General features: G+C 74.3%; 21 protein-coding genes. 10 read left to right on the forward strand and 11 right to left on the reverse strand.

Going from position 1 to position 21,302, the window contains the following annotated elements; genetic code table 11:
- Positions 1-547 precede the first annotated feature (547 nt).
- A complete protein-coding gene (locus tag ACFPZN_RS37430; RefSeq protein WP_378287236.1) occupies positions 548-1,345 on the reverse strand; it encodes an HAD-IIA family hydrolase in 798 nt (265 codons plus the stop codon).
- A 134-nt stretch (positions 1,346-1,479) separates the two neighbouring features.
- On the opposite strand from ACFPZN_RS37430, the gene ACFPZN_RS37435 reads away from it, so the two are divergent.
- Positions 1,480-3,177: a class I adenylate-forming enzyme family protein gene (locus ACFPZN_RS37435; RefSeq protein WP_378287237.1), complete on the forward strand. Its 1,698-nt coding sequence runs from the start codon at positions 1,480-1,482 to the stop codon at positions 3,175-3,177.
- Between the two features lie 71 nt (positions 3,178-3,248).
- Positions 3,249-3,680, forward strand: coding sequence for a RidA family protein (locus ACFPZN_RS37440; RefSeq protein WP_378287238.1), 432 nt, complete (start codon positions 3,249-3,251; stop codon positions 3,678-3,680).
- A gap of 153 nt (positions 3,681-3,833) precedes the next feature.
- On the opposite strand, the gene ACFPZN_RS37445 is transcribed toward ACFPZN_RS37440, so the two are convergent.
- The 3 genes from ACFPZN_RS37445 to ACFPZN_RS37455 all read right to left on the reverse strand — a co-directional run bounded on the left by ACFPZN_RS37445 (position 3,834) and on the right by ACFPZN_RS37455 (position 7,610).
- Positions 3,834-4,409 (reverse strand): TerD family protein, encoded by a 576-nt coding sequence (locus ACFPZN_RS37445; protein ID WP_378287239.1) that lies wholly within the window; start codon positions 4,407-4,409, stop codon positions 3,834-3,836.
- Positions 4,410-4,647: 238 nt separating this feature from the next.
- Positions 4,648-6,483 (reverse strand): acyl-CoA dehydrogenase, encoded by a 1,836-nt coding sequence (locus tag ACFPZN_RS37450; protein WP_378287240.1) that lies wholly within the window; start codon positions 6,481-6,483, stop codon positions 4,648-4,650.
- Between the two features lie 50 nt (positions 6,484-6,533).
- Positions 6,534-7,610, reverse strand: coding sequence for an ACP S-malonyltransferase (locus tag ACFPZN_RS37455; RefSeq protein ID WP_378287241.1), 1,077 nt, complete (start codon positions 7,608-7,610; stop codon positions 6,534-6,536).
- 207 nt (positions 7,611-7,817) lie between these two features.
- Here ACFPZN_RS37455 and ACFPZN_RS37460 point away from each other — a divergent pair, with 207 nt between their 5' ends.
- The 4 genes from ACFPZN_RS37460 to ACFPZN_RS37475 all read left to right on the forward strand — a co-directional run bounded on the left by ACFPZN_RS37460 (position 7,818) and on the right by ACFPZN_RS37475 (position 10,972).
- Complete coding sequence (locus tag ACFPZN_RS37460) at positions 7,818-8,852, forward strand: 3-oxoacyl-ACP synthase III family protein (protein ID WP_378287242.1); 1,035 nt, start codon at positions 7,818-7,820, stop codon at positions 8,850-8,852.
- Between the two features lie 92 nt (positions 8,853-8,944).
- On the forward strand, positions 8,945-9,385 hold the full coding sequence (locus tag ACFPZN_RS37465; RefSeq protein ID WP_378287243.1) for a helix-turn-helix transcriptional regulator: 441 nt from the start codon (positions 8,945-8,947) through the stop codon (positions 9,383-9,385).
- A 10-nt stretch (positions 9,386-9,395) separates the two neighbouring features.
- Positions 9,396-9,806, forward strand: a complete 411-nt coding sequence (locus ACFPZN_RS37470) for a VOC family protein (protein WP_378287244.1) — start codon at positions 9,396-9,398, stop codon at positions 9,804-9,806.
- A 149-nt stretch (positions 9,807-9,955) separates the two neighbouring features.
- Entirely contained in the window at positions 9,956-10,972 is a 1,017-nt protein-coding gene (locus tag ACFPZN_RS37475) for an SgcJ/EcaC family oxidoreductase (RefSeq protein WP_378287245.1), read from the forward strand.
- Between the two features lie 24 nt (positions 10,973-10,996).
- Here ACFPZN_RS37475 and ACFPZN_RS37480 read toward each other — a convergent pair whose 3' ends face one another.
- A complete protein-coding gene (locus ACFPZN_RS37480; protein WP_378287246.1) occupies positions 10,997-11,572 on the reverse strand; it encodes a TetR/AcrR family transcriptional regulator in 576 nt (191 codons plus the stop codon).
- A gap of 70 nt (positions 11,573-11,642) precedes the next feature.
- On the opposite strand from ACFPZN_RS37480, the gene ACFPZN_RS37485 reads away from it, so the two are divergent.
- On the forward strand, positions 11,643-12,140 hold the full coding sequence (locus tag ACFPZN_RS37485) for an FBP domain-containing protein (RefSeq protein WP_378287247.1): 498 nt from the start codon (positions 11,643-11,645) through the stop codon (positions 12,138-12,140).
- A 32-nt stretch (positions 12,141-12,172) separates the two neighbouring features.
- Here ACFPZN_RS37485 and ACFPZN_RS37490 read toward each other — a convergent pair whose 3' ends face one another.
- From ACFPZN_RS37490 to ACFPZN_RS37505, 4 genes are all read right to left on the reverse strand, one after another.
- The gene (locus tag ACFPZN_RS37490; protein WP_378287248.1) at positions 12,173-12,643 is read right to left on the reverse strand and encodes a hypothetical protein; all 471 of its coding nucleotides are present in this window, start codon (positions 12,641-12,643) and stop codon (positions 12,173-12,175) included.
- Positions 12,644-12,654: 11 nt separating this feature from the next.
- The gene (locus tag ACFPZN_RS37495) at positions 12,655-14,022 is read right to left on the reverse strand and encodes an aromatic ring-hydroxylating oxygenase subunit alpha (protein WP_378287249.1); all 1,368 of its coding nucleotides are present in this window, start codon (positions 14,020-14,022) and stop codon (positions 12,655-12,657) included.
- Between the two features lie 184 nt (positions 14,023-14,206).
- Positions 14,207-14,839, reverse strand: a complete 633-nt coding sequence (locus tag ACFPZN_RS37500; RefSeq protein ID WP_378287250.1) for a TetR/AcrR family transcriptional regulator — start codon at positions 14,837-14,839, stop codon at positions 14,207-14,209.
- 184 nt (positions 14,840-15,023) lie between these two features.
- Positions 15,024-15,224 carry a hypothetical protein gene (locus ACFPZN_RS37505; RefSeq protein WP_378287251.1) on the reverse strand — a complete coding sequence of 67 codons (201 nt, stop codon included), beginning with the start codon at positions 15,222-15,224 and terminating at the stop codon, positions 15,024-15,026.
- A gap of 117 nt (positions 15,225-15,341) precedes the next feature.
- On the opposite strand from ACFPZN_RS37505, the gene ACFPZN_RS37510 reads away from it, so the two are divergent.
- The 3 genes from ACFPZN_RS37510 (at position 15,342) to ACFPZN_RS37520 (ending at position 19,377) form a co-directional block, all read left to right on the forward strand.
- The gene (locus tag ACFPZN_RS37510) at positions 15,342-15,920 is read left to right on the forward strand and encodes a helix-turn-helix domain-containing protein (RefSeq protein WP_378287252.1); all 579 of its coding nucleotides are present in this window, start codon (positions 15,342-15,344) and stop codon (positions 15,918-15,920) included.
- 167 nt (positions 15,921-16,087) lie between these two features.
- The gene (locus tag ACFPZN_RS37515; protein WP_378287253.1) at positions 16,088-16,858 is read left to right on the forward strand and encodes an ABC transporter ATP-binding protein; all 771 of its coding nucleotides are present in this window, start codon (positions 16,088-16,090) and stop codon (positions 16,856-16,858) included.
- Positions 16,855-19,377, forward strand: coding sequence for an FtsX-like permease family protein (locus ACFPZN_RS37520; protein ID WP_378287254.1), 2,523 nt, complete (start codon positions 16,855-16,857; stop codon positions 19,375-19,377). Before ACFPZN_RS37515 ends, ACFPZN_RS37520 begins: the two co-directional genes overlap by 4 nt.
- 61 nt (positions 19,378-19,438) lie before the next feature.
- Here the strand turns inward: ACFPZN_RS37520 and ACFPZN_RS37525 are convergent, their stop codons facing one another.
- The gene (locus ACFPZN_RS37525; protein WP_378287255.1) at positions 19,439-20,113 is read right to left on the reverse strand and encodes a LysE family translocator; all 675 of its coding nucleotides are present in this window, start codon (positions 20,111-20,113) and stop codon (positions 19,439-19,441) included.
- A gap of 52 nt (positions 20,114-20,165) precedes the next feature.
- Positions 20,166-21,290 carry an aminotransferase class V-fold PLP-dependent enzyme gene (locus ACFPZN_RS37530; protein ID WP_378287256.1) on the reverse strand — a complete coding sequence of 375 codons (1,125 nt, stop codon included), beginning with the start codon at positions 21,288-21,290 and terminating at the stop codon, positions 20,166-20,168.
- Positions 21,291-21,302: the final 12 nt, after the last annotated feature.

Here is a 21,302-nt window from a genome sequence, read left to right on the forward strand (position 1 = left end):
ACCGCGGAAGCGGCGTGGTCACGAGACAGGACCTTCGGGACGGACCTGCCGGCCGTCATGGTGCGGGCGGCCATTCCACCGAAGCGGCGTGATACCAGCCCCAGTCCGCGCGCCTCCACACCGCCAGCCCGGCACCCACCGCCACGCACGCCGCGCACACCCCGGCCGTCCACCACCACCGCGGCCCGGCACCGCGCCGCCGCGGCCCCCGCCGCCCGGGGCCCCGCGGGCCCTCGAGGGCGCTCGCCCGCTCCTGGAGTCGATGCATGCCGCGCCGCCCTCAGACGGCCGGCCCGTCCGCGCCCCGCCCCCTGCGGCGGCGCGCCACACCCCCGACCGCACCGATGCACGCACCGGAACCGGTGCCGATGCCCAAGCTTTCGTCCATGCCCGCCCCCCGAAGCGACGCACCCCGAAAAACCCATGATCAACACGAAGCGTAACGGGAAATGCGGCGCGGGTGACGTACCGCGACATCGGCGTGCCGCGCCGGACACGTTCGGACGTGCCGGACGCCCGGGGCGGGACGGCCACGACGAGGGGCGGGTCAGGGGTCGGAACGTTCCCCGATCATGGGCAGGACGTCGGCGATCGAGGGCAGCACGTGCGAGGGCCGGAACGGGAACCGCTCGACCTCCTCCTTGCGCGTCACCCCGCTCAGCACCAGGATCGTCTCCAGCCCGGCCTCCACGCCCGCGACCACGTCGGTGTCCATCCGGTCGCCCACCATCGCCGTGGACTCGCTGTGCCCCTCCACCCGGTTCAGCGCGGTCCGCATCATCAGCGGATTGGGCTTGCCGACGAAGTAGGGATCCACCCCGGTCGCCTTGGTGATCATCGCCGCGACCGCGCCGCACGCCGGCAGCGACCCCTCGGTGGACGGCCCGATCGGATCGGGGTTGGTCGCGATGAACCGCGCGCCCCGCTCGATCAGCCGGATCGCCCGGGTGATCTGCGAGAAGCTGTAGGTGCGGGTCTCCCCGAGCACCACGTAGTCGGGCTCGATGTCGGTCAGCACGTACCCTGCCTCGTGCAGCGCCGTGGTCAGCCCCGCCTCACCGATCACATACGCCGACCCCTCCGGCCGCTGGTCGGCCAGGAACTGCGCGGTCGCCAGCGCCGAGGTCCAGATCGCCTCCGCCGGCACCATCAGCCCCATCGAGGCCAGCCGCGCCGACAGGTCGCGCCGGGTGTAGATGGAGTTGTTGGTCAAAACCAGGAAGCGTCTGCCCGACTCGGTCAGCCGCCGGATGAACTCGTCGGCCCCCGGGATCGGGTGGCCCTCGTGCACCAGGACGCCGTCCATGTCCGACAGCCAGCACTCGATCGGCCTGCGTTCGGTCATGCGCCCATTCTCGCAGCCCCGCACCCCCTCCACGACCACGCGCGCGGCCGGCGGCACCGTTGACCGGCCCGCCGAACCGGTCGTACATTCACCCCAGATCGGCCGAATGTTGTTCGGTGAGCGGAGGTGGCGCGATGAACGGCGCGGTGACGACCATCGCCGAGGCCCGGGCGGCGCTGACCGCGCCCGGGCGGCTCTTCGAGATGGACGAGATCGACATCCGCGGCGCCCGCACCCGCGTGTGGAAGCACGCCCCCACCGACCTGCGCCAGATCCTGGACCTCTCGCGCGCCCACGGCGACGCCGACTTCCTGGTCTACCGCGACGACCGCCTCACCTTCGCCGACCACCACGCCCGCGCCGCCGCCTTCGCCCACCTGCTCATCGACCGCCACGGCATCGCCAAGGGCGACCGCGTCGCCATCGCCATGCGCAACTACCCCGAATGGTCGGTCGCCTTCTTCGGCGCCGCCCTCGCCGGCGCCGTCGTCGTCCCCCTCAACGCCTGGTGGAGCGCCGCCGAACTCGAATACGGCCTCACCGACAGCGGCGCCAAGCTCCTGGTCGCCGACGCCCAGCGCGCCGAACGCCTCGCCCAGGCCCTGCCCCGGCTCGCGCTGCCCACCCTTGTCGCCCGCGCCGAGGGCCCCCTCCCCGCCGGAACGCACTCCTTCGAGGACGCCCTGGGCGCCGTCGACCCCGCCACCGCGCCGCCCGAGGTCCCCCTCGACCCCGAGGACGACGCCACGATCTTCTACACCTCCGGCACCACCGGCCGCCCCAAAGGCGCACTGGGCACCCACCGCAACATCGCCACCAACCCCTTCAGCCTCGCCTACGGCCTGGCCTCGGCCGGGGTGCGCGCCGGCGGCGCACCCGACCGGCCCCCGGCGCCATCCCGCCGCGTCACCCTGCTCAGCGTCCCCTTCTTCCACGCCACCGGCTGCCACTCGGCCCTGGTCAGCAGCGCCCTGCAGGGCGGCACCGTCGTCCTGATGTACAAGTGGGACGTCCGCGAGGCGCTGCGGCTCATCCAGCGCGAGGGCGTCACCGGCTTCGGCGGCGTCCCCACCATGGCCTGGCAGGTCCTCACCTCGCCCGACTTCGACGACTACGACACCTCCAGCCTCACCGGCGTCAGCTTCGGCGGCGCCCCCGCCCCGCCCACCCTCGTCGACAAGATCAGGCAGCGGCTGCCCGAGCGGACCCCCGGCAACGGCTACGGGCTCACCGAGACCTCCTCGGTCACCACCTACAACGGCGGCGTCAACTACCTGGAACGCCCCGACAGCGTCGGCCCGCCCGTCGCCGTCTGCGACGTCAGGATCGCCGGACCCGACGGCGCCGAACTGCCCGGCGGCGAGGTCGGCGAACTGCTCATCCGCGGCCCCAACGTCATCAAGGGCTACTGGGGCCTCCCGGAGGAGACCGCCCGCGCCTTCGCCGGCGGCTGGTTCCACAGCGGCGACCTGGCCCGCCTGGACGAGGACGGCTTCGTCTACATCGTCGACCGCGCCAAGGACATGCTCATCCGCGGCGGCGAGAACATCTACTGCGCCGAGGTCGAGGCCGCCCTCTACGAGCACCCCGCCGTCGCCGACTGCGGCGTCATCGGGGTCCCCCACGACGCCCTGGGCGAGGAGGTCGGCGCCGTGGTGCGGCTGCGCCCCGGCACCACCCTCACCACCGCCGAGCTGCGCGCCTTCCTGACCGGGCGGATCGCCCCGTTCAAGATCCCCGAGCATGTCTGGTTCCGCGAGGAGGAACTGCCCCGCAACCCCGGCGGCAAGCTGCTGAAGACCCGGCTGCGCGCCGAGCTCCTCGCCACCTGACCGGCCACCTGACCGGCCACCCGACCGGCCACCCGGCCGCCGGCCGCGCCCGGGCCGCTAGCGTGGATCATGTGAGCGACAGCGAGACCCGCCCCGGCCCCCACATCCGCCGGCTCGCCCCAGGCGGGCTGGCCCCCGGCCCCGGATACAGCCACGTCATCTCCGTCGACGCGCCCGGCCGCCTGGTCGTCGTCAGCGGCCAGGTGCCCCTGGACGCCTCCGGCGCCCTGGTCGGGCCCGGCGACCTGGCCGCCCAGGCCCGCCAGGTCTTCACCAACCTGGCCACCGCGCTGCACGCCGCCGGAGCCGGCTGGGAACACGTGATCAAACTCGGCTACTTCGTCCGCGACGCCGGCCAGGTCGCCACCGTCCGCGCCGTCCGCGACGAGTTCCTGCCCGCCGGAACCGCCCCCGCCAGCACCCTCGTGCAGGTCTCCGCCCTCTTCCGCGACGACCTGCTCATCGAGGTCGAGGCCCTGGCCGCCGTCCCCTTCAGCACCTGACCCCTCCGCCCGCCGACGGCAGGGCGGCAGGCGGCAGGCGCGCACACGACAAAGGAGGGCGCCGGGCCGTCCGGCATGGCGCCCTCCTGGTCGCGGTCACACGCCCGCGCGCACCCGCACGGGACGACGGCACCCGTCCCGGGGACCCCGATCTCAGACGTTGACGCCGAAGTCCGAGGCGATCCCCGACAGGCCCGAGGCATAGCCCTGACCGACCGCGCGGAACTTCCACTCCGCGCCGTGCCGGTACAGCTCGCCGAACACCATCGCGGTCTCGGTGGAGGCGTCCTCCGACAGGTCGTAGCGCGCGATCTCGTTGTTGTCGGCCTGGTTGACGATCCGGATGAAGGCGTTGCGGACCTGGCCGAAGCTCTGCTGCCGGTTGTCGGCGTCGTAGATCGACACCGGGAACACGATCTTGGCGACCTCCGCCGGCACCGAGGCCAGGTTCACCTTGAGCTGCTCGTCGTCGCCCTCGCCCTCACCGGTCAGGTTGTCACCGGTGTGCTCCACCGAGCCGTCGGGGCTCTTGAGGTTGTTGAAGAAGATGAAGTGCTTGTCCGACAGGACCTTGTTCTCCTGCGAGCACACCAGGGCGCTGGCGTCCAGGTCGAAGTCGCTGCCGGTCGTGGTCCGCACGTCCCAGCCCAGACCCACCACGACCGCGGTCAGTCCGGGAGCCTCCTTCGTCAACGAGACGTTGCCGCCCTTGCTCAGACTGACTCCCACTGTGCTACCTCCGTATCGACTCCGCGCGGGCGCCTGTCACCCGTACGGTCTGTAACGAGAACGGTAGTCAACCGGTACCGGTTCCCACCGCCGCTTCCGCTACTCGGCGGCGGCAAATGCCGCCTCACCACACCGTAGGGGAACATCCCCCGCACCCGCAGGCCCTCCACGCCGCGCGAAACCCCCGGCAGGCCCCGGCAGGCCCCGCCCGGTGGGGCCTGCCGCGGCGGGGGCCGGGTCACATGCCCGGCACGAACGAGGTCGGCGCGGTGATCTCGGCGGGCAGTTCGAACGCCTCCGCCAGCTCCGCCGCCCGCGGCGCCAGCACGTCCCCCACCTCGCCCCGCAGCGCCCACACCCGCTCCAGCGACCCCGGCGCCAGCACCCCCTCGTCCAGCAGCTGCCCCGCACGCCGGTCCATCCACCCCAGCGCGTAGAAGCGCAGCAGCGCCCGCAGCGGCTCGGGCGCCTGCTCCCACACCCCCGCCAGCGTCTCCAGCACCATCCGGTCCGCGCACGCGGTCGCGGTACGCGCCGCCAGCACCAGGTTGCCGTTCCAGGCATCGAAACCGTCCAGGCCCGCCGCCCGCGCCGCGCCCACGCGATCCGCCAGCCGGGCCCCCATCCGCGCCTCGCACGCGCGCGCCATCCGCAGCCACTCGCCCGGCGACAGCAGATCACCGCCCCCCGCCGGCGCGGCCTCCACCGGCGGCGGCTCGTAGCGGTCCCCGGCGGCCATCGCCCGCGCAGTGTCGAACAGGATCAGCTGGTTGTCGCCGCCGGCGTTCAGGTACGCGTGCGCCAGCCCCCGGTAGGCGTTGAGGCGGTCGGTGGCGGTGAACCCCGGCGCCCCGCAGTGCACCCGGCACAGCGACACCGTCTCCTGCGCCTCCACCGTCGCCGCCGCCTTCAGCAGCGCCAGGTCCCGGTCGACCGCCGACCACGGGGCCCACGCCGTCGACGGACCGCCCGCACCCGGATCCGGGCCTGGCGCCGGTGCCCCGCCGCCGCTGGAGGTGCCGGCCGCCTTCACCCGCCCGGCCACCGCGGTCAGCGTGTACGCCGAGGCCAGCGACCCCAGCACCGCGTCACGCTGGTTGCGGTAGTCGGTCAGCGGACGCAGCGGCGCCAGCCGCCCCAGCGTGACCCGGCCCGCCGAATGCGCCAGCAGGATCCCCGCCGACGCCCGCGTGATCGCCGCCGACACCGAGATCACCGCCCGCCACACCGCCGGGGCGATCCCCATCGACCGCGTCAGCCGCTGCGCCGCGCCGCCCACCGGATCGTGGAAGGAGCCGTCGGCGCCGATCCGCGCGCCATCGCGCAGCCACGCCCGGTGGGGCACCCGCAGCCCCCGCAGCCGCACCGCCGCGTAGTCCACCTGCAGACCGGTGGTGTCGGGCGCCTCGACGATCTCCACCCCCTCCGCCGGCGCCCCGTCCGGCCCGCGCAACGCCACCACGAACACGAACACCCCGCGCTCGCGCCCGCCCTGCACGAGCGTGGCGTACACCGCGGCGGTCTTGGGGACGCGCGGATGCGCGGTGCTGGTGGGGAACTTGGCCGCCTGCGCGTCCGGGGAGTCCAGCACGAACCCGCCGGTCGCCGGGTCGTGCCGCGCGATCGTGCGGGGCGACAGGTGGCTGTTGCTGCGGCCCAGCTCGGTCATCAGCAGCGCCCCGAACGAGGACATCGACTCCAGCCCCGCCCGCTCGGCGCCCACACCGCCGTCGCCGTCGTTGTCGGTGCCGAAGCGCAGGATCGGGCCCAGCACCAGCGTGTAGTGCAGCAGCATCACGTGGAACAGTGCCGGATCGGCGATCGCGGCACGTTCTAGCAGCGCGCACAGCGCGGGCGGATCGGCCAGCAGCTCGGCGGCCGGCGGCGCGCTCAGCCCCGCCGCCCGAAGCCGCCGGTAGGTCAGCGCCTGCTGCTCGCGCGGCGTCAGCCCGTCAGGGTGGACGAAGAACTCTCCCGGGACCGCCCGGGCGACCCGCTCGCGCATCTCCTCGCTCAGGGACGGGCCGCGCACGAAACGCAGCAGATCGGGATCGGGCCGGGGATCGGTGCCCATCACGCGCTCCTGTCGCGGTCGGGGGGACTGCCAGAGAGGTCAGCGAGGGGTCAGGGAGCCGTCGGCGCGGGGACCCGCTCCTGCCGGGGGCCCGGACGGGAGCGGCGGCTGTCGGGCAGGGGCACCAGCGTCCGCGCGTCCGGCACGCACGCCCGCGCGCACTGGCACAGCGCGTCCCCCGCGCCCGCCTCCACGAACACCCGCGCGCCCGCCGCGTGCACCTCCCGCAGCACCCCTGGCAGCCGCACCGGTTTGACGATGCAGTCGGCCAGCGCCCGGTGCAGGTCGTCGGAGTCGCGGTAGGCGCGGCCGCGGACCGGGGAGTGCACCGGCATCCGCAGCGGCCCCTGCGGGAACGCCCGGATGATCTCGTACCACTGCGCGTCCGCGCCCGCCATCGCCGGATGGTGCGCCAGGTAGGGGACCGCCAGCCGCACCGGCCGCGCCCCCGCGCCGCGCGCGAAGGCCAGCACCTTCTCCAGCGGCCCCTCCGGGCCGCTGACCACCGTCACCGACGGCGCGTTCACGCAGGCCACCACGACCTCCGCGCCGGCCCCCGCACCCTCGATCAGCACCCGGGCGCGGTCCTCGCCGGCCAGCAGCAGCCCCATCCCGCCGCCCGCGCCGGCCCGGCCCAGCACCCCTACCAGGCTGAGGGCCATCCGCGCGCCCTCGGCCACCCCGAACGCCCCCGCGCTCACCAGCGCCGCGATCTCCCCGAAGCTCTGCCCCACGGCGAACGCGGGCACCGCGCCCGCCGCCCGCAGCGCCCGGTCCACCGCCACCGAGGCGGTGTAGGCGGCCAGTTGCGGCACTCCCGCGACCGTGGACGCGGCCGCGTACCGGTCCGGGTCGGTCCACAGGATCTCCCGCATGGAAGGCCACCGCGCCGACGCGCCCGGGGCCCCCTCGGGGACCTCCGCTCCCTCGGCCAGGGCCTGTCGGGCGGCCGTGTCGACCGCGTCCAGGACCTCCTCGACGGCGCTTGCCGCGGCGGGATGGGCGGCCGGCAGGGCGCGCAGGTCGGGCGGACCGGCCGAGCCGGTTCCCGGGAACAGCAGGGCGCACGGGCCACCCGCCCCCGCCTCTCGCACCCACCCGGAAGGAACCTCGTCAGAAGCGGACATGGGGGGTTCTCCTTACCAACGGGCAAGAAACTCCTGGCTTCGTGGATAAAGTGCGCTTGGTATGCCGACATGGAAAAAAACTATTGAAATGGGATTATTCACGCAAGGGATCGGACTGACAACCGTGCGCGAGCGGTCGGCCCGCTCCCCGCGCCATCGGCCCAGGTCAGGGACCGGTGGATGGGATCGAGGCGAGGAGGGCGCGGCATGCCCGTCAGGTCACGAGGGGAACGGCAGGAACACCGGCACCGGCACTGGGCGATCCGCGGGACCGGATCCTTCCTGCCCGAAAAGCGCGTCTCCAGCGAGGACCTCTCCCGCGCGCTGGGCCTGGCCCCCGCCTGGATCGAACGGCGCACCGGCATCCGCCACCGGCACGTGGCCTCCGCCGACCAGGCGGCCTCCGACCTGGCCGCGGCCGCGGCCCTGCGCGCCCTGGAGGCCGGCGGCCTGGAACCGCGGGACATCGGCCTGATCGTCGTCGGCACCTCCACCCCCGACGAGCTCGGCCCCTCCACCGCCTGCCGCGTCCAGGCCCTGCTGGGCGCGCCGAACGCCGCCGCCTTCGACGTCGCCGCCGCCTGCTCGGGGTTCGTCTACGGGCTGCAGGCCGCCCTGGGCTGGCTGACGCTGCAGCGCGGCTCGTCCCCCTACGCCCTGGTCATCGGCGTCGAGGTCTACTCCCGCTTCCTGGACGAGCACGACCGCGCCACCAGCGCGCTGTTCGGGGACGGCGCCGCGGCCGCCGTCGTGGGACCCGTCCCCGCCCCCTACGGCATCGGCCCCGTCACCCTGGGCTCGGACGGCTCGCGCGCCGGCGACGTGCTCATCCCCGCCGGCGGCAGCCGGCTCCCCGCCGGGCCCGCCACCCTCGCCTCCCGCGGCCACACCATCCACATGGACGCCACCGCCGTGCGGGACTTCATCACCGAGATCCTCCCCCGCCTGGTGGAGGAGGCCACCCGCGACGCCGGCCTCAAACCCGCCGACCTGGCACTGGTCGTCCCCCACCAGCCCAACCCCCGCCTGGTGACCTCCCTGGCCGACCGGGCCGGGCTGGAGCCCGGCCAGATGGTCATCGCCGGGCACGAGGTCGGCAACATCGGCGCCGCCAGCCTCCCCTACGCCCTCGACCGCGCCGTGCGCACCCGCGGCATAGCGCCCGGCGAACTGGTCCTGCTCGCCGGGTTCGGCGCCGGGCTGACCTGGGGCCACACCCTCATCACCTGGCCGCCCGCCTGACACCGCACGCGAACCGCCCGAGCCCCGGGGCCACCCCCGCCGGACCCGTACCCGCAGGTCAGCGTGCTTCGCGGAGCCGATACGCTGCCCTCATGACCCCGCAAGAGCTCGCCGACCTCGCGCACCTGCGGCGGGCGCGCGACCTGATCGACCGGGAGTACGCGCGTCCGCTCGACGTGCCCACGATGGCCCGCCACGCGCTCATGTCCCCGGCGCACTTCTCGCGGCGGTTCCGGGCGGCCTACGGCGAGACGCCCTACAGCTACCTCATGACCCGCCGCATCGAGCGGGCCATGGCGCTGCTGCGCGCGGGCATGAGCGTGACCGACGCGTGCATGGCGGTCGGCTGCACCTCGCTCGGCTCCTTCAGCACGCGGTTCACCGAGATCGTGGGGGAGACTCCCAGCGCCTACCGCGCCCGCGAGCACAGCGCCGTGACGGCGATGCCGCCCTGCGTGGCCAAGGCGCGCACCCGGCCGACCAGGGACTCTACGAGCAGGATCGGAGAAGCGGCCCGCCGCCCCGCCGCCTAGCGTTGGTCCTATGACCATCGCACTCCAGTACTGCCACATCACCGTCAACGACGTGGACCAGGCGCTCGCCTTCTACGGCGACGCGCTCGACCTCGAAGTACGCAACGACGTCGCCTCCGACGGCTTCCGCTGGGTCACCCTCGGCAGCCCCACCCAGCCGGGCCTGGAGATCGTGCTGTCCGAGCCCCACGCGGGCCGGTCCCAGGCCGACGGCGACGCCCTGCAGGAACTGCTGACCAAGGGCGTCCTGCCCATGACCGTCTTCCGCACCGACGACCTCGACGCCACCTTCGAGAAGGTGCGGGGATCGGGCGCCGAAGTACTGCAGGAGCCCATCGACCAGCCCTGGGGCCCGCGCGACTGCGCCTTCCGCGACCCCTCCGGCAACATGGTGCGCATCACGCAGGAGCCCAAGGCCTAGCCCGCCCGGAGACCGCACCCGGAGACCGCACCCGGAGACGGCCGCCGGAGCCGCGTCCGAGGTCCCCGCCCGCGAACATGCCTGCAGAGTTATATTCCTGCTAGGTTATGTGAAGAGGTGATCGCGCCGAGGAAGGGCAGGACCAGGACATGGACGACGCGACCAACGGCACATCCGGATCCGGGGACCAGGGGCCCGCGCCCGACGGCACCGCCACCGTGCGGGAGGGGCGCGCGCTGCTGCGCTTCGAGCGCCGCCTGAGCCACCCCGCCGAGCGGGTCTGGCGGGCCCTGACCGACCCCGGCGAGATCTCCGCCTGGCTGGCCGAGGCGCAGCTGGAACCGCGCGTGGGCAGCCGCTTCCAGCTGCGCTGGCTCAACGCCGGCGACCAGGAGCCCGCCGTCGCCCGCGGCACCGTCACCGCCTTCGACCCGCCCCGCCTGCTGGAACTGGACTCCGACATCCACGGCACGCTGCGCTGGGAGCTGGTCCCGCTGCCCGGTCCCCCGCCGGCCACCCTGCTGGTGTTCACCAGCGACCTGGAGGCGCCCGAGGAGTTCATCCCGCAGACCCTGGCGGGCTGGCACGTCCACCTGGACTACCTGGAGAAGGCCCTGGAGGGCGCCCGCGTCGACTGGCCCAACTGGACCACCGACCGCTGGCAGGTCCACCACGACCGCTACGCCGAGAGCCTGGGCGCCCTGGAGGCCGTGCGGGACCTGTACCGGCGCGTCCTGGAGGGCTGGAACGCCCGCGACGCCCAGGCCTTCGCCGCCCCCTTCCGCCAGGACGGCTTCACCGTCGGCTTCGACGGCACCGTGCACGCCGGGCGCGCCGCCATCGCCGAGCAGATCGGCGCGACCTTCGCCGACCACGCCACCGGCTCCTACGTCGGCAAGATCCAGGACGTGCGGCTGGTCGGGCCCGGCGCGGCCGTGCTGCGCGCCGTCGCGGGCATGGTCCCGCCCGGAGGGGACGACCTGCGCCCCGACCTCAACTCCGTCCAGACCATCACCGCCGCCCAGACCATGGGCGTGTGGCGGGTGGCGGTGTTCCACAACACCCCCGCCCAGTTCCACGGGCGCCCCCACCTCGCCCAGGCCCTCACCGAGGAACTGCGCGAAACCCTGCGCGCCCGGCGGCCCCACCAGCCCGCGCGCAACTGACCCGGGGGCGGGTCAGGGGGCGGGTCAGGACGCGGGCCAGCCGGACAGGGCCGCATGCAGGACGTCCAGGATCCGCGACCACGAGGCGTCCTCGTCGCGCACCGCGGCCGAGTGCGCGAAGGACCCCGCCGTCTCCAGGCTCACGAACCCGTGGAAGGTGCTGCCCAGCAGGCGGATCGCGTCGATCTGGTCGGACTCGGGGATCGGGTAGCCGCGCAGGATCGCGCGGCTGAGCTCCACGTGCCGCGCGCCCGCGCTGGCCGCCGCGGTCTCCGGGTCGAGCCGGAAGCGGGTGGCGGCGTAGCGTCCCGGATGCCTCCGGGCATAGTCCCGGTAGGCGTTGGCGAAGGCCACCAGGGCCTCCTTGCCCGAACGCCCGGCCAGGGCCTCGCCCGCCTCGCCGGCCAGCTCGTCCAGCGCGAACAGCGCCACCTTGGCCCGCAGGTCCCGCATGTTCCGGATGTGGGAGTAGAGACTGCCCTCCTTGACCCCGAAGCTGCGCGCCAGCGCCGTGACCGTGACGTTGTCGAAGCCGATCTCGTCGGCAAGGTCCGCCGCCACCCGGGTCAGGCGTTCGACGGTCACCCCCGCGCGTGCCATCGACCATCCCCTCAAAGCTAAATCGTTTAGGAATTTGCATAATAACCACAGCCTGGCTAGCCTCGCCCCCATGAAGGCAATCACCGAGGGTGACATCCGCGCATCCTTCGTCAACTGCTCCAAGGGGGAGGCCAGACGGCTCGGCCTGCCACGAGACCTCGCCGACCTGTCATGGGACGACCTGGACTTCCTCGGCTGGCGCGACCCCGGCGCCCCCGAACGCGCCTACCTGGTCGCCGAACGCGACGCCCGGCCGATCGGGATCGCGCTGCGGGCGACCTCCGGCGGCGGGCGCGGCTTCACCGCGCGCAGCATGTGCTCGCTGTGCCTGACCACGCGCACCGGCGGCGGGGTGGCGCTGATGACCGCGCGCCGCACCGGCGAGGCCGGCCGCCAGGGCAACACCGTCGGCCAGTACGTGTGCGGCGACCTGCACTGCTCGCTGTTCCTGCGGGGCCGCAAGGAGTCGGTGGCCGGGCGGGACCTGGAGGAGACCCTCACCCTGGAGGAGAAGGTCGCCCGCCTGCACGCCAACCTGGACGCCTTCCTGGAGAAGATCACCAGGTGAGGGCGCGCGGACGGCTCACCGCGTGATCCGGCTCACCGCGTGAGGTCGATGCCCTCGTAGCCCTTGAGCATCTCCGGCGGGGGCGGCGCCATCTGCAGGTAGACGTCGATGTGCCGGATCTTGCCGGTGCCGTCGAACTCATAGACCGACACCGAGTTGGCGACACTCTCGTGGCCGCCGACGGTACTGCGCTCCTCCAGTTCGAGGAAGATCCGGTCCGGAGTCTCGGTGATGCGCCTGAACAGGCAGGCCCACTCGGCGGAGGGCGCCCAGCCCGTCAGGAAGCCGACGTACTCCTCCCAGGTCATCACCTCCTTGAAGGTGCCGACGCGCTCGAACTCCTCGACCGCCACCAGCGCGGCGAGCGGCGCCCAGTCCCCGGCGGTGAAACCCGGCCGCTTGGCGCCGTCGACGATGCGCTTGGTGGTCATGCCGTACTCCAGCACCGTGCGCGCGTTGCCGGTGTGGCCGTCGATGACTTCGCTGATCTGGCGGAGGGCCAACGGTCTGCCTTTCAGGATCGTGCCGCCGCCGCGAGGTGGCGGTCCAGGACGGCATGGAAGTGGGCGAGAACGACCTCCTCCCTGACCAGGGTCAGGTGATCGAGCCGCTCGTTGCGCAGGCCCGCCTGCTGGCGCTGCATCTGCTCGTAGTCCTGCTGGAGGGCGAGGAAGTACTCGTGGCTTCCCGGCTCGGTGACCTCGACCGGTTCGGCCCGGTACTGGTCGGCCAGCCCGCCGGGGAGCCACATGTGGCTGCTGACGTGCCAGACGCACCTGTTGGGGTCGCCGCCGGGGTGCGGCACGGCCATGACGACGTGGCACTCGCCCGCGCGGATCGTCATGAAGAAGTTCGGGAAGAGGGTCCAGCCCTGGTTGTCGCTCATCTGGGCGTCGGTCAGCCCGCTCACGTCCAGGCCCATGCCGGTGAGGGTGTCGCGGGCGGCCCGCTGCAGGATCGTCCGGGCGGTGACGCCCTCACCGAAGGCGAGCCCGCCGTTCGTGTCGCGGTGGGCGGCGACGAGTTCGTCGAACCGGGGCAGGATCATCGGGAGGGACGGGAAGGTCTCCCCGAGCGCCCGGATTCCCTCGACGTGCTGCTCCGGGCCGGAGCCGCCGGCGTTCGCCACGTCGAAGGGGGCGCAGGCCACGCTGTGCCTGCCGAGGAAGCGGTAGCGGCTCCTGGCCGGGTCGATGTCGATCTGGTTGAGCAGCTGCGGGTGCACGCCGGAGACGTGGTAGCCCTCCTGGAAGGCGTCCATGACGACCTTCCAGTTGCACTCCAGGGCCTCACGGACGTCCATCACCGTGGTCATCTCCTCGAGACGGTAGGGCGCCAGGAGCTCGGCGACCTCGTCCCCGAGGTAGTCGGCGAGCGGCTCGGCGCCGGGGTCGGGGTTGAGGAAGATGAAACCGGCGAAGGTCCCGACCGATACCGGCAGCAGCGAGTTGCCGTCCTTGTCGATCGGGCCCTGGAGGTTCTCCCGCAGCACGCCGCGCAGCTTCCCCGCCAGGTCGTAGGACCACAGGTGGTACCGGCACAGGAACCGCTTGGCGTTCCCCCGGCCGCCCTCGCAGATCAGGTTCCCGCGGTGCCGGCAGGCGTTGACGAACCCGCGGATCACGCCGTCCTTGCCGCGGACGAGGATGTAGGACTGGTCGAAGAGCCGGTAGGTCTTCCAGTCACCGGTCCCGGGCAGTTCGCTGACGCGCCCGGCGATCTGCCAGGTCTTCGTCCAGACCAGGTCCCGCTCGCGCTCCTGGAACTCGCGGGAGGTGTAGCGGTCGGTCGGGATGCGCGAGCCGAAATCGTCGGCGCCGATCTCCGCGAGGCTCAACCCCGTGTCGAACCACTCTCCCGGTCGTGCGGCCTGCTGCACCATCTCGACTCCTTTCGGAGGTGCCGATCTCGCCCCGCCAAGAATCAATCAATCGATTAATTAATAATCTGGGTCACATCGGGGCCCGTCAAGGCCCCTCCGGGCATGGATCGGTCCAGTCCGGACGGGGTCCGGGCGTGCGATGAGCGGGGGGCGGGTCAGGACGGCCGGGGCGGAGACGGCCCGGTCAGGTCAGCCTGGTGTAGTCGAAGAGGGTGCCCCGGACGAGGAGTTTCACCGCGCCCATCGTGGCGTGGTAGTCGCCGGGCGAGGCGGCCGCGTGGTCGTACAGGCCGCGCATGAGCGCCAGGATCGCGGCCGCGGCGGTCGCGACGTCCACACCGGGCCCCAGCATGCCCTCCCGGCCGGCCTGCTCGATGATGCCGGCCATCACCTCGTCGAACGAGGAGAAGATCGTGTCGCTCTCCTCGGCGAGGCGCAGGTGCCCCGCGCTCTCCGCCCGGATCGCGCGGTCGAACGCCGCGGCGTACGGGTACTCGCGCATCAGCCGATCGCTCTCGTCGAACACGGCCATCAGCTTGTCCAGGACGCCGTCCGCCCCCTCCGCCGCGGCCGACAGCCGGGGAACGGTGATCGCGGCGATCTCCAGGAACGTCGACTTGATCAGCTCGGACTTGTTGGGGAAGTAGTGGTAGAGGCTGCCGCTGGTCATCCCGGCGATACGGGCGATCTCGCGGATGGTCGCGCGCGAGTAGCCGACCTCGGACACGCACCGCATGGTGGCCGCGATGACGCGCCGCCGAGTCTGCTCGCCCCGGGCGCCCGCCGGTCGTCCCAGAACCGGCTGACCGGTCGACACGGCGCCCCCTCCGAACTCGGCGGACAACTCCCGGACCAGTTTCTCATGTCCGGCGGCCCGCGAACCTCAGCCGTTGGATCGAGGGGGCCTTCAGTGCCGCCCGCGACGGCGGCTTCCCCTTCGCGCACGAAGACGGCGCGGCCGGGCCGGGTCATCTGGGAGGACGCCTCGGGTCCGGGGACGGTCAGGCCGTTCCGGCGGGGCGGCGGTCGGGGTCGGCGTCGGGATCGTTGCTGCCGCGCCCGCAGCCCACCAGCGACGAGCGCGGCCCCGGACGGGACGCCGCCCGCCGCCGCACCGCGGCGCGCCGCACCAGCACGCCGTCGATCCACGCGATCAGCAGGCCGACGGCGCAGATGCCGCCGAAGACCGCCAGTAGATACACCAGGCTCCACACCACCGCGCCCGCCCCCGTTCCCTCCGGCAAAGAGGACGCGCGTGGGGCCGCTTCGGTTGCCGCCCAGGCTTGCACAATCTCCTGTGCACAATTACCTTTGCATGCATGCCGGCACCGGAGGAGATCAGCGACCTGGAGGCGCTCAAGGCCCTGGCGCACCCGCGCCGCCAGGCGATGCTGCAGCACCTGCAGCTGCACGGGCCCGCCACCTCGGCCACCCTGGCCCGCGCCCTGGACCTCAACACCGGCGCCACCAGCTACCACCTGCGCGAACTGGCCCGGCACGGGTTCGTCAAGGACGTCCCCGAGCGCGCCCGCGGCCGCGAGCGCTGGTGGCGCGCCGCCCGCCGCGACCTGCGCTTCCCCCGCCGCTCCGAGCAGGACCCCGCCACCCGCGCCGTCGTCGACGAGATGAACCGGCTGGCCTTCGCCGCCGACCTCGAGCTGTTCGCCCAGGCGCAGCTGAACGCCGACAACGCCACCGGCGGGCAGGAGTGGGACGACGCGCTGCCCTACTCGCGCGGGACCATCCAGGTCACCCCCCAGGAGCTGCGCGAGTTCTTCGAGGACTACATCGCGCTGCTCAACCGCTACAAACGCCCCGAAGGCAGCCTCCCGCCGGGAGCGCGCACGATGCTCACCCGGTTCCTGGCCTTCCCCGCCCCGCCCGCCGAGGACCCCTGAACCACCCGGCGCACGCCACGACCGCAGACCGGCCCGGCCTCCCCGAGGCGGGCCCGGGCCGGGCCGCCGAGCGGCAACTCGGCGGCCCGGATCGGAAAGACGCGCACCCACCCCTGCCCGGGGTGCTCTCACGCGCGACGTCCCTCCACCGGAAAGGACAGCAGCCCATGCCGTCCGAGCACAACCCGACACTCCCCCACCGCCCGCCCGAGCCCGCCGTGCGGCTGGAGGCGGTGACCAAGACCTACGGCCGCGGCCACGGTGCCGTCACCGCGCTGCGCGAGGTCACCCTGCAGGTCACGCGCGGGTCCTTCACCGCCGTCATGGGCCCCTCCGGGTCCGGCAAGAGCACCCTGCTGCACTGCGCCGCCGGCCTCGACCGGGCCACCTCCGGGACGGTGCGGCTCGGCGGCACCGACCTCACCGGCCTCGGCGAGACCGCCCTGACCCGGCTGCGCCGCACCCGCGCCGGGTTCGTGTTCCAGGCCTTCAACCTCATCGGCTCGCTCACCGTCGAGCAGAACATCACCCTGCCGCTGAGGCTGGCCGGGCGGCCCGCCGACCGCGCCCTGCTGGCCGAGGTCGTCGACCGGGTCGGCCTCACCGGCCGCACCGCGCACCGCCCCGCCCGCCTGTCGGGCGGGCAGCAGCAGCGCGTGGCCATCGCCCGCGCCCTCATCACCCGCCCCGACGTGGTCTTCGGCGACGAGCCCACCGGCGCGCTGGACACCGTGACCGCCCGCGAGGTGCTCGCCCTGCTCCGCGAGACCGCCGACACCACCGGCCAGACCGTCGTCATGGTCACCCACGACCCGGTCGCCGCCTCCTACGCCGACACCGTGGTGTTCCTGGCCGACGGCCGCGTCGCCGACACGCTGGGCTCGCCCGCCGCCGACACCGTCGCCGCGCGCATGACCACCCTGGGAGCCCGCTCGTGATCGGCTCCCTGGCACTGGCCACGCTGCGCACCCGCAAGGCCGCCTTCGCCGGCGCCTACCTGGCGCTGCTGTGCGCGGCCGCGCTCCTCACCGCCTGCGGCGTGCTCATGGAGACCGGCCTGCGCGGCGCGATCCCCGCCGAACGCTACGCCGGCACGCCCATCGTCGTCGCCGCCGACCAGAACGCCCACTGGACCCGGAACAAGAAGGACGACACGACCAAGGTCAAGAGCAAGCCGCTCACCGAACGCGCCTGGCTGCCCGAGGGCCTGACCGCACGCCTGGAACCGCTTCCCGGCGTGGCCGCCCTCGTCCCCGAGGTCGCCTTCCCCGCCGACGTCCTGGACCGCACCCCACGCCCCTCCGGCGTCCCCTCCCGGGGGTACGGCTGGTCCTCCGCCGCCCTCACCCCCTACACGCTGCGCGCCGGCCGCCCGCCCGCCGCGCCCGGCGAGATCGTCCTAGACGTGTTGTCGGGCGCGGGCGCCAAGGTCGGCGACCAGGTCACCGTGCAGACCACCGCGCCCGCCGCCCTCCACCGCGTCGTCGGCCTGGCCGCCCCACGCGGCGGCGGGCCGCGCCACCAGGCCGCGGTGTTCTTCTCCGACGCCGAGGCCCGCCGGCTGGCCGGGCGCCCCGGCCAGATCACCGCGCTGGGCGTCCTGCCCGAACCCGGCGCCGACACCGCCGCGCTCGCCCGCGCGGTACGGGCCGCCCTGGACGGCACCCCCGCCAAGGTCCACACCGGCGAGGAGCGCGGCCCGCTGGAGTTCCGCGACGCCGCCCAGGCCCGCACGATGCTCATCAGCATGGGCGGCGCGCTGGGCGGAACCGCGCTGGCGGTGGCGATCCTGGTCGTCGTCGGCACCCTGGCGCTGTCGATCCAGCAGCGCCGCCGGGAACTGGCCGTGCTGCGCGCCGTGGCCGCCACGCCCCGCCAGATCCGCGCGATGATCGGCCGCGAGGCCCTGGCGGTGGGCCTGCTGGCCACGCCGCCCGGCGCCGCCGCCGGGCTCGCGCTGGCCGCCTGGCTGCGCGGACGGTTCGTGGACCTGGGCGCGATGCCCGAGGTGCTGCGGCCCTCCTTCAGCCCCTTCCCCGTCCTGGGATCGGTGGCCGCCACCCTGGCCGCGGCGTGGATCGCCGCCCGCATCAGCGGCCGCCGCACCGCCCGCCCGCGCCCCACCGAGGCGCTGCAGGACGCCGCCGTGCCCTCCGCCCGTCCCGGACCCGCCCGCGCCCTGGCGGGCCTGGCCGTCCTGGCAGCCCATGTCGTGCTGCTGGCCGTGCTGGCCCGGCTGGACACCGAGGCCGCCGCCTCACCGGTCACCTTCCTGAGCGTGGTCCTCGCCGCCGTCGCGACCGCCCTGCTCGGGCCGCCGATCACCCACGCCGCCGCCACGATCCTGGGCGTGCCGCTGCGGGCCTCCCGCGCCGCCGGGTTCCTGGCCGCCGCCAACACCCGCGCCGCGGCCCGGCGGCTGGCCTCGGTGACCACCCCGCTCACCCTCGCCGTCGCCATGACCGGCACGATCCTGTTCGTCCAGACCACCCTGGGCCACGCCGCCGGGAGGCAGGCCGACCAGGGCACCCTGGCCCCCTACGCGCTCGCCGGACCCGCAGGCGTCCCCGCCGGGGTCGCCGACGCCGCGCGCCGCCTGGAGGGGGTCGGCGAGGTCACCCAGATCGTGCGCACCACCCTGCGCGTCGGCGTCGACAAGTACCCCGCCCAGGGCGTCACCCCCGGCAGGCCCTCCGCCGCCCTCGACCTGGACGTGCGCGAAGGCTCCCTGGACCGCCTGGCCCCCGGCGCGCTGGCCCTCAGCGCCACCGCCGCCGACCACCGCGGCGCCCGCCTCGGCGACCGGATCCCCCTCATCCTGGGCGACGGCACCCGCGCCACCGCCCGGCTGGTGGCGATCTACCGGCGCGGTCTGGGGTTCGGCGACGTCACCCTGCCCTTCGAGCAGGTAGCCGGGCATGTCGACGACCCCCGCGCCGACACCGTCCTGATCACCCCGCGGCCCGGCGCGGCGCCCGTTGCCCGCCGCGGCCTGGCCGCACTGGCCGCCGCCGGCCCCGGGCCGCGGCTGCTGGAGGCGGGCGCCCCCGCCGACCGCCGCCGCGCCGCCCGGCAGGGCGCCGCCCAGGTCAACCTGGCCGCCATGGGACTGATCATCGCCTTCACCGCGATCGCGCTGGTCAACAGCCTGGCGATGGCCACCGGCGACCGCGCGCGGGAACTGGCGCTGCTGCGGCTGGCCGGCGCCACCCGCCGCCAGATCATGCGGATGCTGCGCTGGGAGACCCTCATCCTGGTGGCCACCGGCGCCGCCGCCGGGACCGCGATCGCCGCCGCCACCCTCACCGCGTTCGCCGCCGGCATGACCCGGGGCGCACCGCCCCACGCACCGCCGCTCGCGTGCCTGGGCATCCTGGCCGCCGTCACCGCGCTCGCCCTGGCCGCGCGCCTGGCGCTGCGCGAGCACCCCGCCGAGGTCATCGGCTCCCGCGAATGACCCGGCGCCGGGCGCACCCAGACAGGTGAGCGGAAAGGCGTGACGGGAGAAGGGACCGGGGTCAGGCGCGGGTGACGGCCAGGCGCACGCCCAGGCCGATCAGCGCCGCCCCGGTCAGCCCGTCGATGGCGCGCCGCACCCGCTCCCGCGAGAACACCCGCCGCAGCGCCCCCACCACGTTGGCCACCGCCATGAACCACACGCACGCCACCGCCGCCGCCACCAGCGACAGCAGCAGCGTGTCGGTCACCGCCGGGTGATCGCCCAGGAACTGCGGCATCAGCGCGACGAAGAACACCGCCGCCTTCGGGTTCAGCACGTTGCACAGCAGGCCCTGGCGGAACGCCGCCCACCACGGCACCGCCGCGCGCTCACCCGGCCCCTCACCGGGGCCGGCGCCGCCGCCCCGGGCCGCCGCCCGCAGCGACCGCACCCCCAGATACAGCAGATACACCGCCCCGACGATCTTCACGGCGGTGAACGCCGTGGCCGAGGCCGCCAGCAGCGCCGCCACCCCCAGCGCCGCCGTCGCCGCCCACACCAGCACGCCCAGGGCCACGCCCAGCGCCGCGGCCATCCCGCCGCGCCGCCCGCCCACCGCCGCGTGCCGGACCACGATCGCGAAATCCGGGCCCGGCGACATCGCGCCCAGCCCCATCGTCACCGCGAACGCCACCAGCTGCGCCGAATCCGCCATCGCGATCCCGCCGTCCCTTCCGCATCGCCACGCGCGCACCTCCCGGTCCTCCCGGTCCGCCCCGAAACAGGCTAGCGGGGGCGATCATCCCTCACCCCCCGGGCAGCACCCGGCCCGCCAGCAGCTCCAGCGCCCGGTCCACGTCCGCCTCGCAGGTCGACAGGTGGAACGCGCAGCGCAACCGCCCCGCCCGCACCGAGGCGACCACCCCCTGAGCGGCCAGCGACTGCGCCGTCCCCTCCGCCACCGGCACCGACACGATCGCCGAATCCCCCGGCCCCAGCCCCAGCCCCGCCCGGAACCGGTTCGCCAGCGCCAGATCGTGGGCGCCGACGGCCTCCACCCCGACCCGCACCAGCAGCTCCAGCGCCGGAACCTGGCCCACCCAGCTCTGCCACGCCGGCGACAGGTCCAGCCGGCGCGCGTCACCGGCCAGCCGCAGCGGCCCCCCGTAGATCGAGTCCCAGACGTCCTCGCCCGCGTACCAGCCCGCCCCCACCGCGGGCAGCGCCGCCAGCGCCTCGGGCGTCCCGGCCAGGAAGCACGTGCCGCGCGGGCCCAGCAGCCACTTGTAGCCGCCGCACACCAGCAGGTCCACGCGGTCGGCGGGCACCGGCAGCCAGCCCACCGCCTGCGTGGCGTCCAGCAGGATCCGCGCGCCGTGCGCCCGCGCCGCCCCGATCAGCTCCTCCATCGCCGCGACCCGGCCGTCGGCCGACTGCACCGCCGACACCGCCACCAGGTCCACCCCGCCGTCCACCGACCCGGCGACCTCCTCCAGCGGCACCGACCGCACCACCAGATCCGGACGGGCCAGGAACGGGAACAGCAGCGAGGTGAAATCGCCGTCGGCCACCAGCACCCTCGCCCCCGCCGGCAGCGACGCCGCCACCAGCCCCACGAAGTACGACACCTGCGACCCGCACGCGATCCGCTCCGGCGGCAGCCCCACCAGCCGCCCGAACAGCTCCCGCGCCCGCCGCACCGCCTCGTCCCCCGTCGCCGTGGTCAGCAGGCCCGCCGCGCGGTCCCGCTCGCCCGCCAGCATCGCCTCGTGCGCCGCCCGCGGCGGCAACCCGTAGGAGGCGGTGTTGAGATAGGCCACCCGGGGCGCGAACTCGCGCCGCGCCTCCCGCGCCGAAAGGCTCCCGCCGGCCGGATCACTGGACAAAGCGCTGGACAGAGCGCTGGACGAAGCGCTGCTCGTGTCGGTCATGGCCCGATCATC

Origin of the sequence: Actinomadura rugatobispora, from assembly GCF_042656285.1 — a bacterium.
Classification (GTDB): domain Bacteria; phylum Actinomycetota; class Actinomycetes; order Streptosporangiales; family Streptosporangiaceae; genus Spirillospora; species Spirillospora rugatobispora.

Bases quoted from the DNA above. Each gene is read 5' to 3' on its own strand.
- ACFPZN_RS37430 (WP_378287236.1), bottom strand. From the start codon at position 1,345: ATGACCGAACGCAGGCCGATCGAGTGCTGGCTGTCGGACATGGACGGC.
- ACFPZN_RS37435 (WP_378287237.1), top strand. From the start codon at position 1,480: ATGAACGGCGCGGTGACGACCATCGCCGAGGCCCGGGCGGCGCTGACC.
- ACFPZN_RS37450 (WP_378287240.1), bottom strand. From the start codon at position 6,483: ATGGGCACCGATCCCCGGCCCGATCCCGATCTGCTGCGTTTCGTGCGC.
- ACFPZN_RS37455 (WP_378287241.1), bottom strand. From the start codon at position 7,610: ATGTCCGCTTCTGACGAGGTTCCTTCCGGGTGGGTGCGAGAGGCGGGG.
- ACFPZN_RS37460 (WP_378287242.1), top strand. From the start codon at position 7,818: ATGCCCGTCAGGTCACGAGGGGAACGGCAGGAACACCGGCACCGGCAC.
- ACFPZN_RS37465 (WP_378287243.1), top strand. From the start codon at position 8,945: ATGACCCCGCAAGAGCTCGCCGACCTCGCGCACCTGCGGCGGGCGCGC.
- ACFPZN_RS37470 (WP_378287244.1), top strand. From the start codon at position 9,396: ATGACCATCGCACTCCAGTACTGCCACATCACCGTCAACGACGTGGAC.
- ACFPZN_RS37475 (WP_378287245.1), top strand. From the start codon at position 9,956: ATGGACGACGCGACCAACGGCACATCCGGATCCGGGGACCAGGGGCCC.
- ACFPZN_RS37480 (WP_378287246.1), bottom strand. From the start codon at position 11,572: ATGGCACGCGCGGGGGTGACCGTCGAACGCCTGACCCGGGTGGCGGCG.
- ACFPZN_RS37485 (WP_378287247.1), top strand. From the start codon at position 11,643: ATGAAGGCAATCACCGAGGGTGACATCCGCGCATCCTTCGTCAACTGC.
- ACFPZN_RS37495 (WP_378287249.1), bottom strand. From the start codon at position 14,022: ATGGTGCAGCAGGCCGCACGACCGGGAGAGTGGTTCGACACGGGGTTG.
- ACFPZN_RS37510 (WP_378287252.1), top strand. From the start codon at position 15,342: ATGCCGGCACCGGAGGAGATCAGCGACCTGGAGGCGCTCAAGGCCCTG.
- ACFPZN_RS37515 (WP_378287253.1), top strand. From the start codon at position 16,088: ATGCCGTCCGAGCACAACCCGACACTCCCCCACCGCCCGCCCGAGCCC.
- ACFPZN_RS37530 (WP_378287256.1), bottom strand. From the start codon at position 21,290: ATGACCGACACGAGCAGCGCTTCGTCCAGCGCTCTGTCCAGCGCTTTG.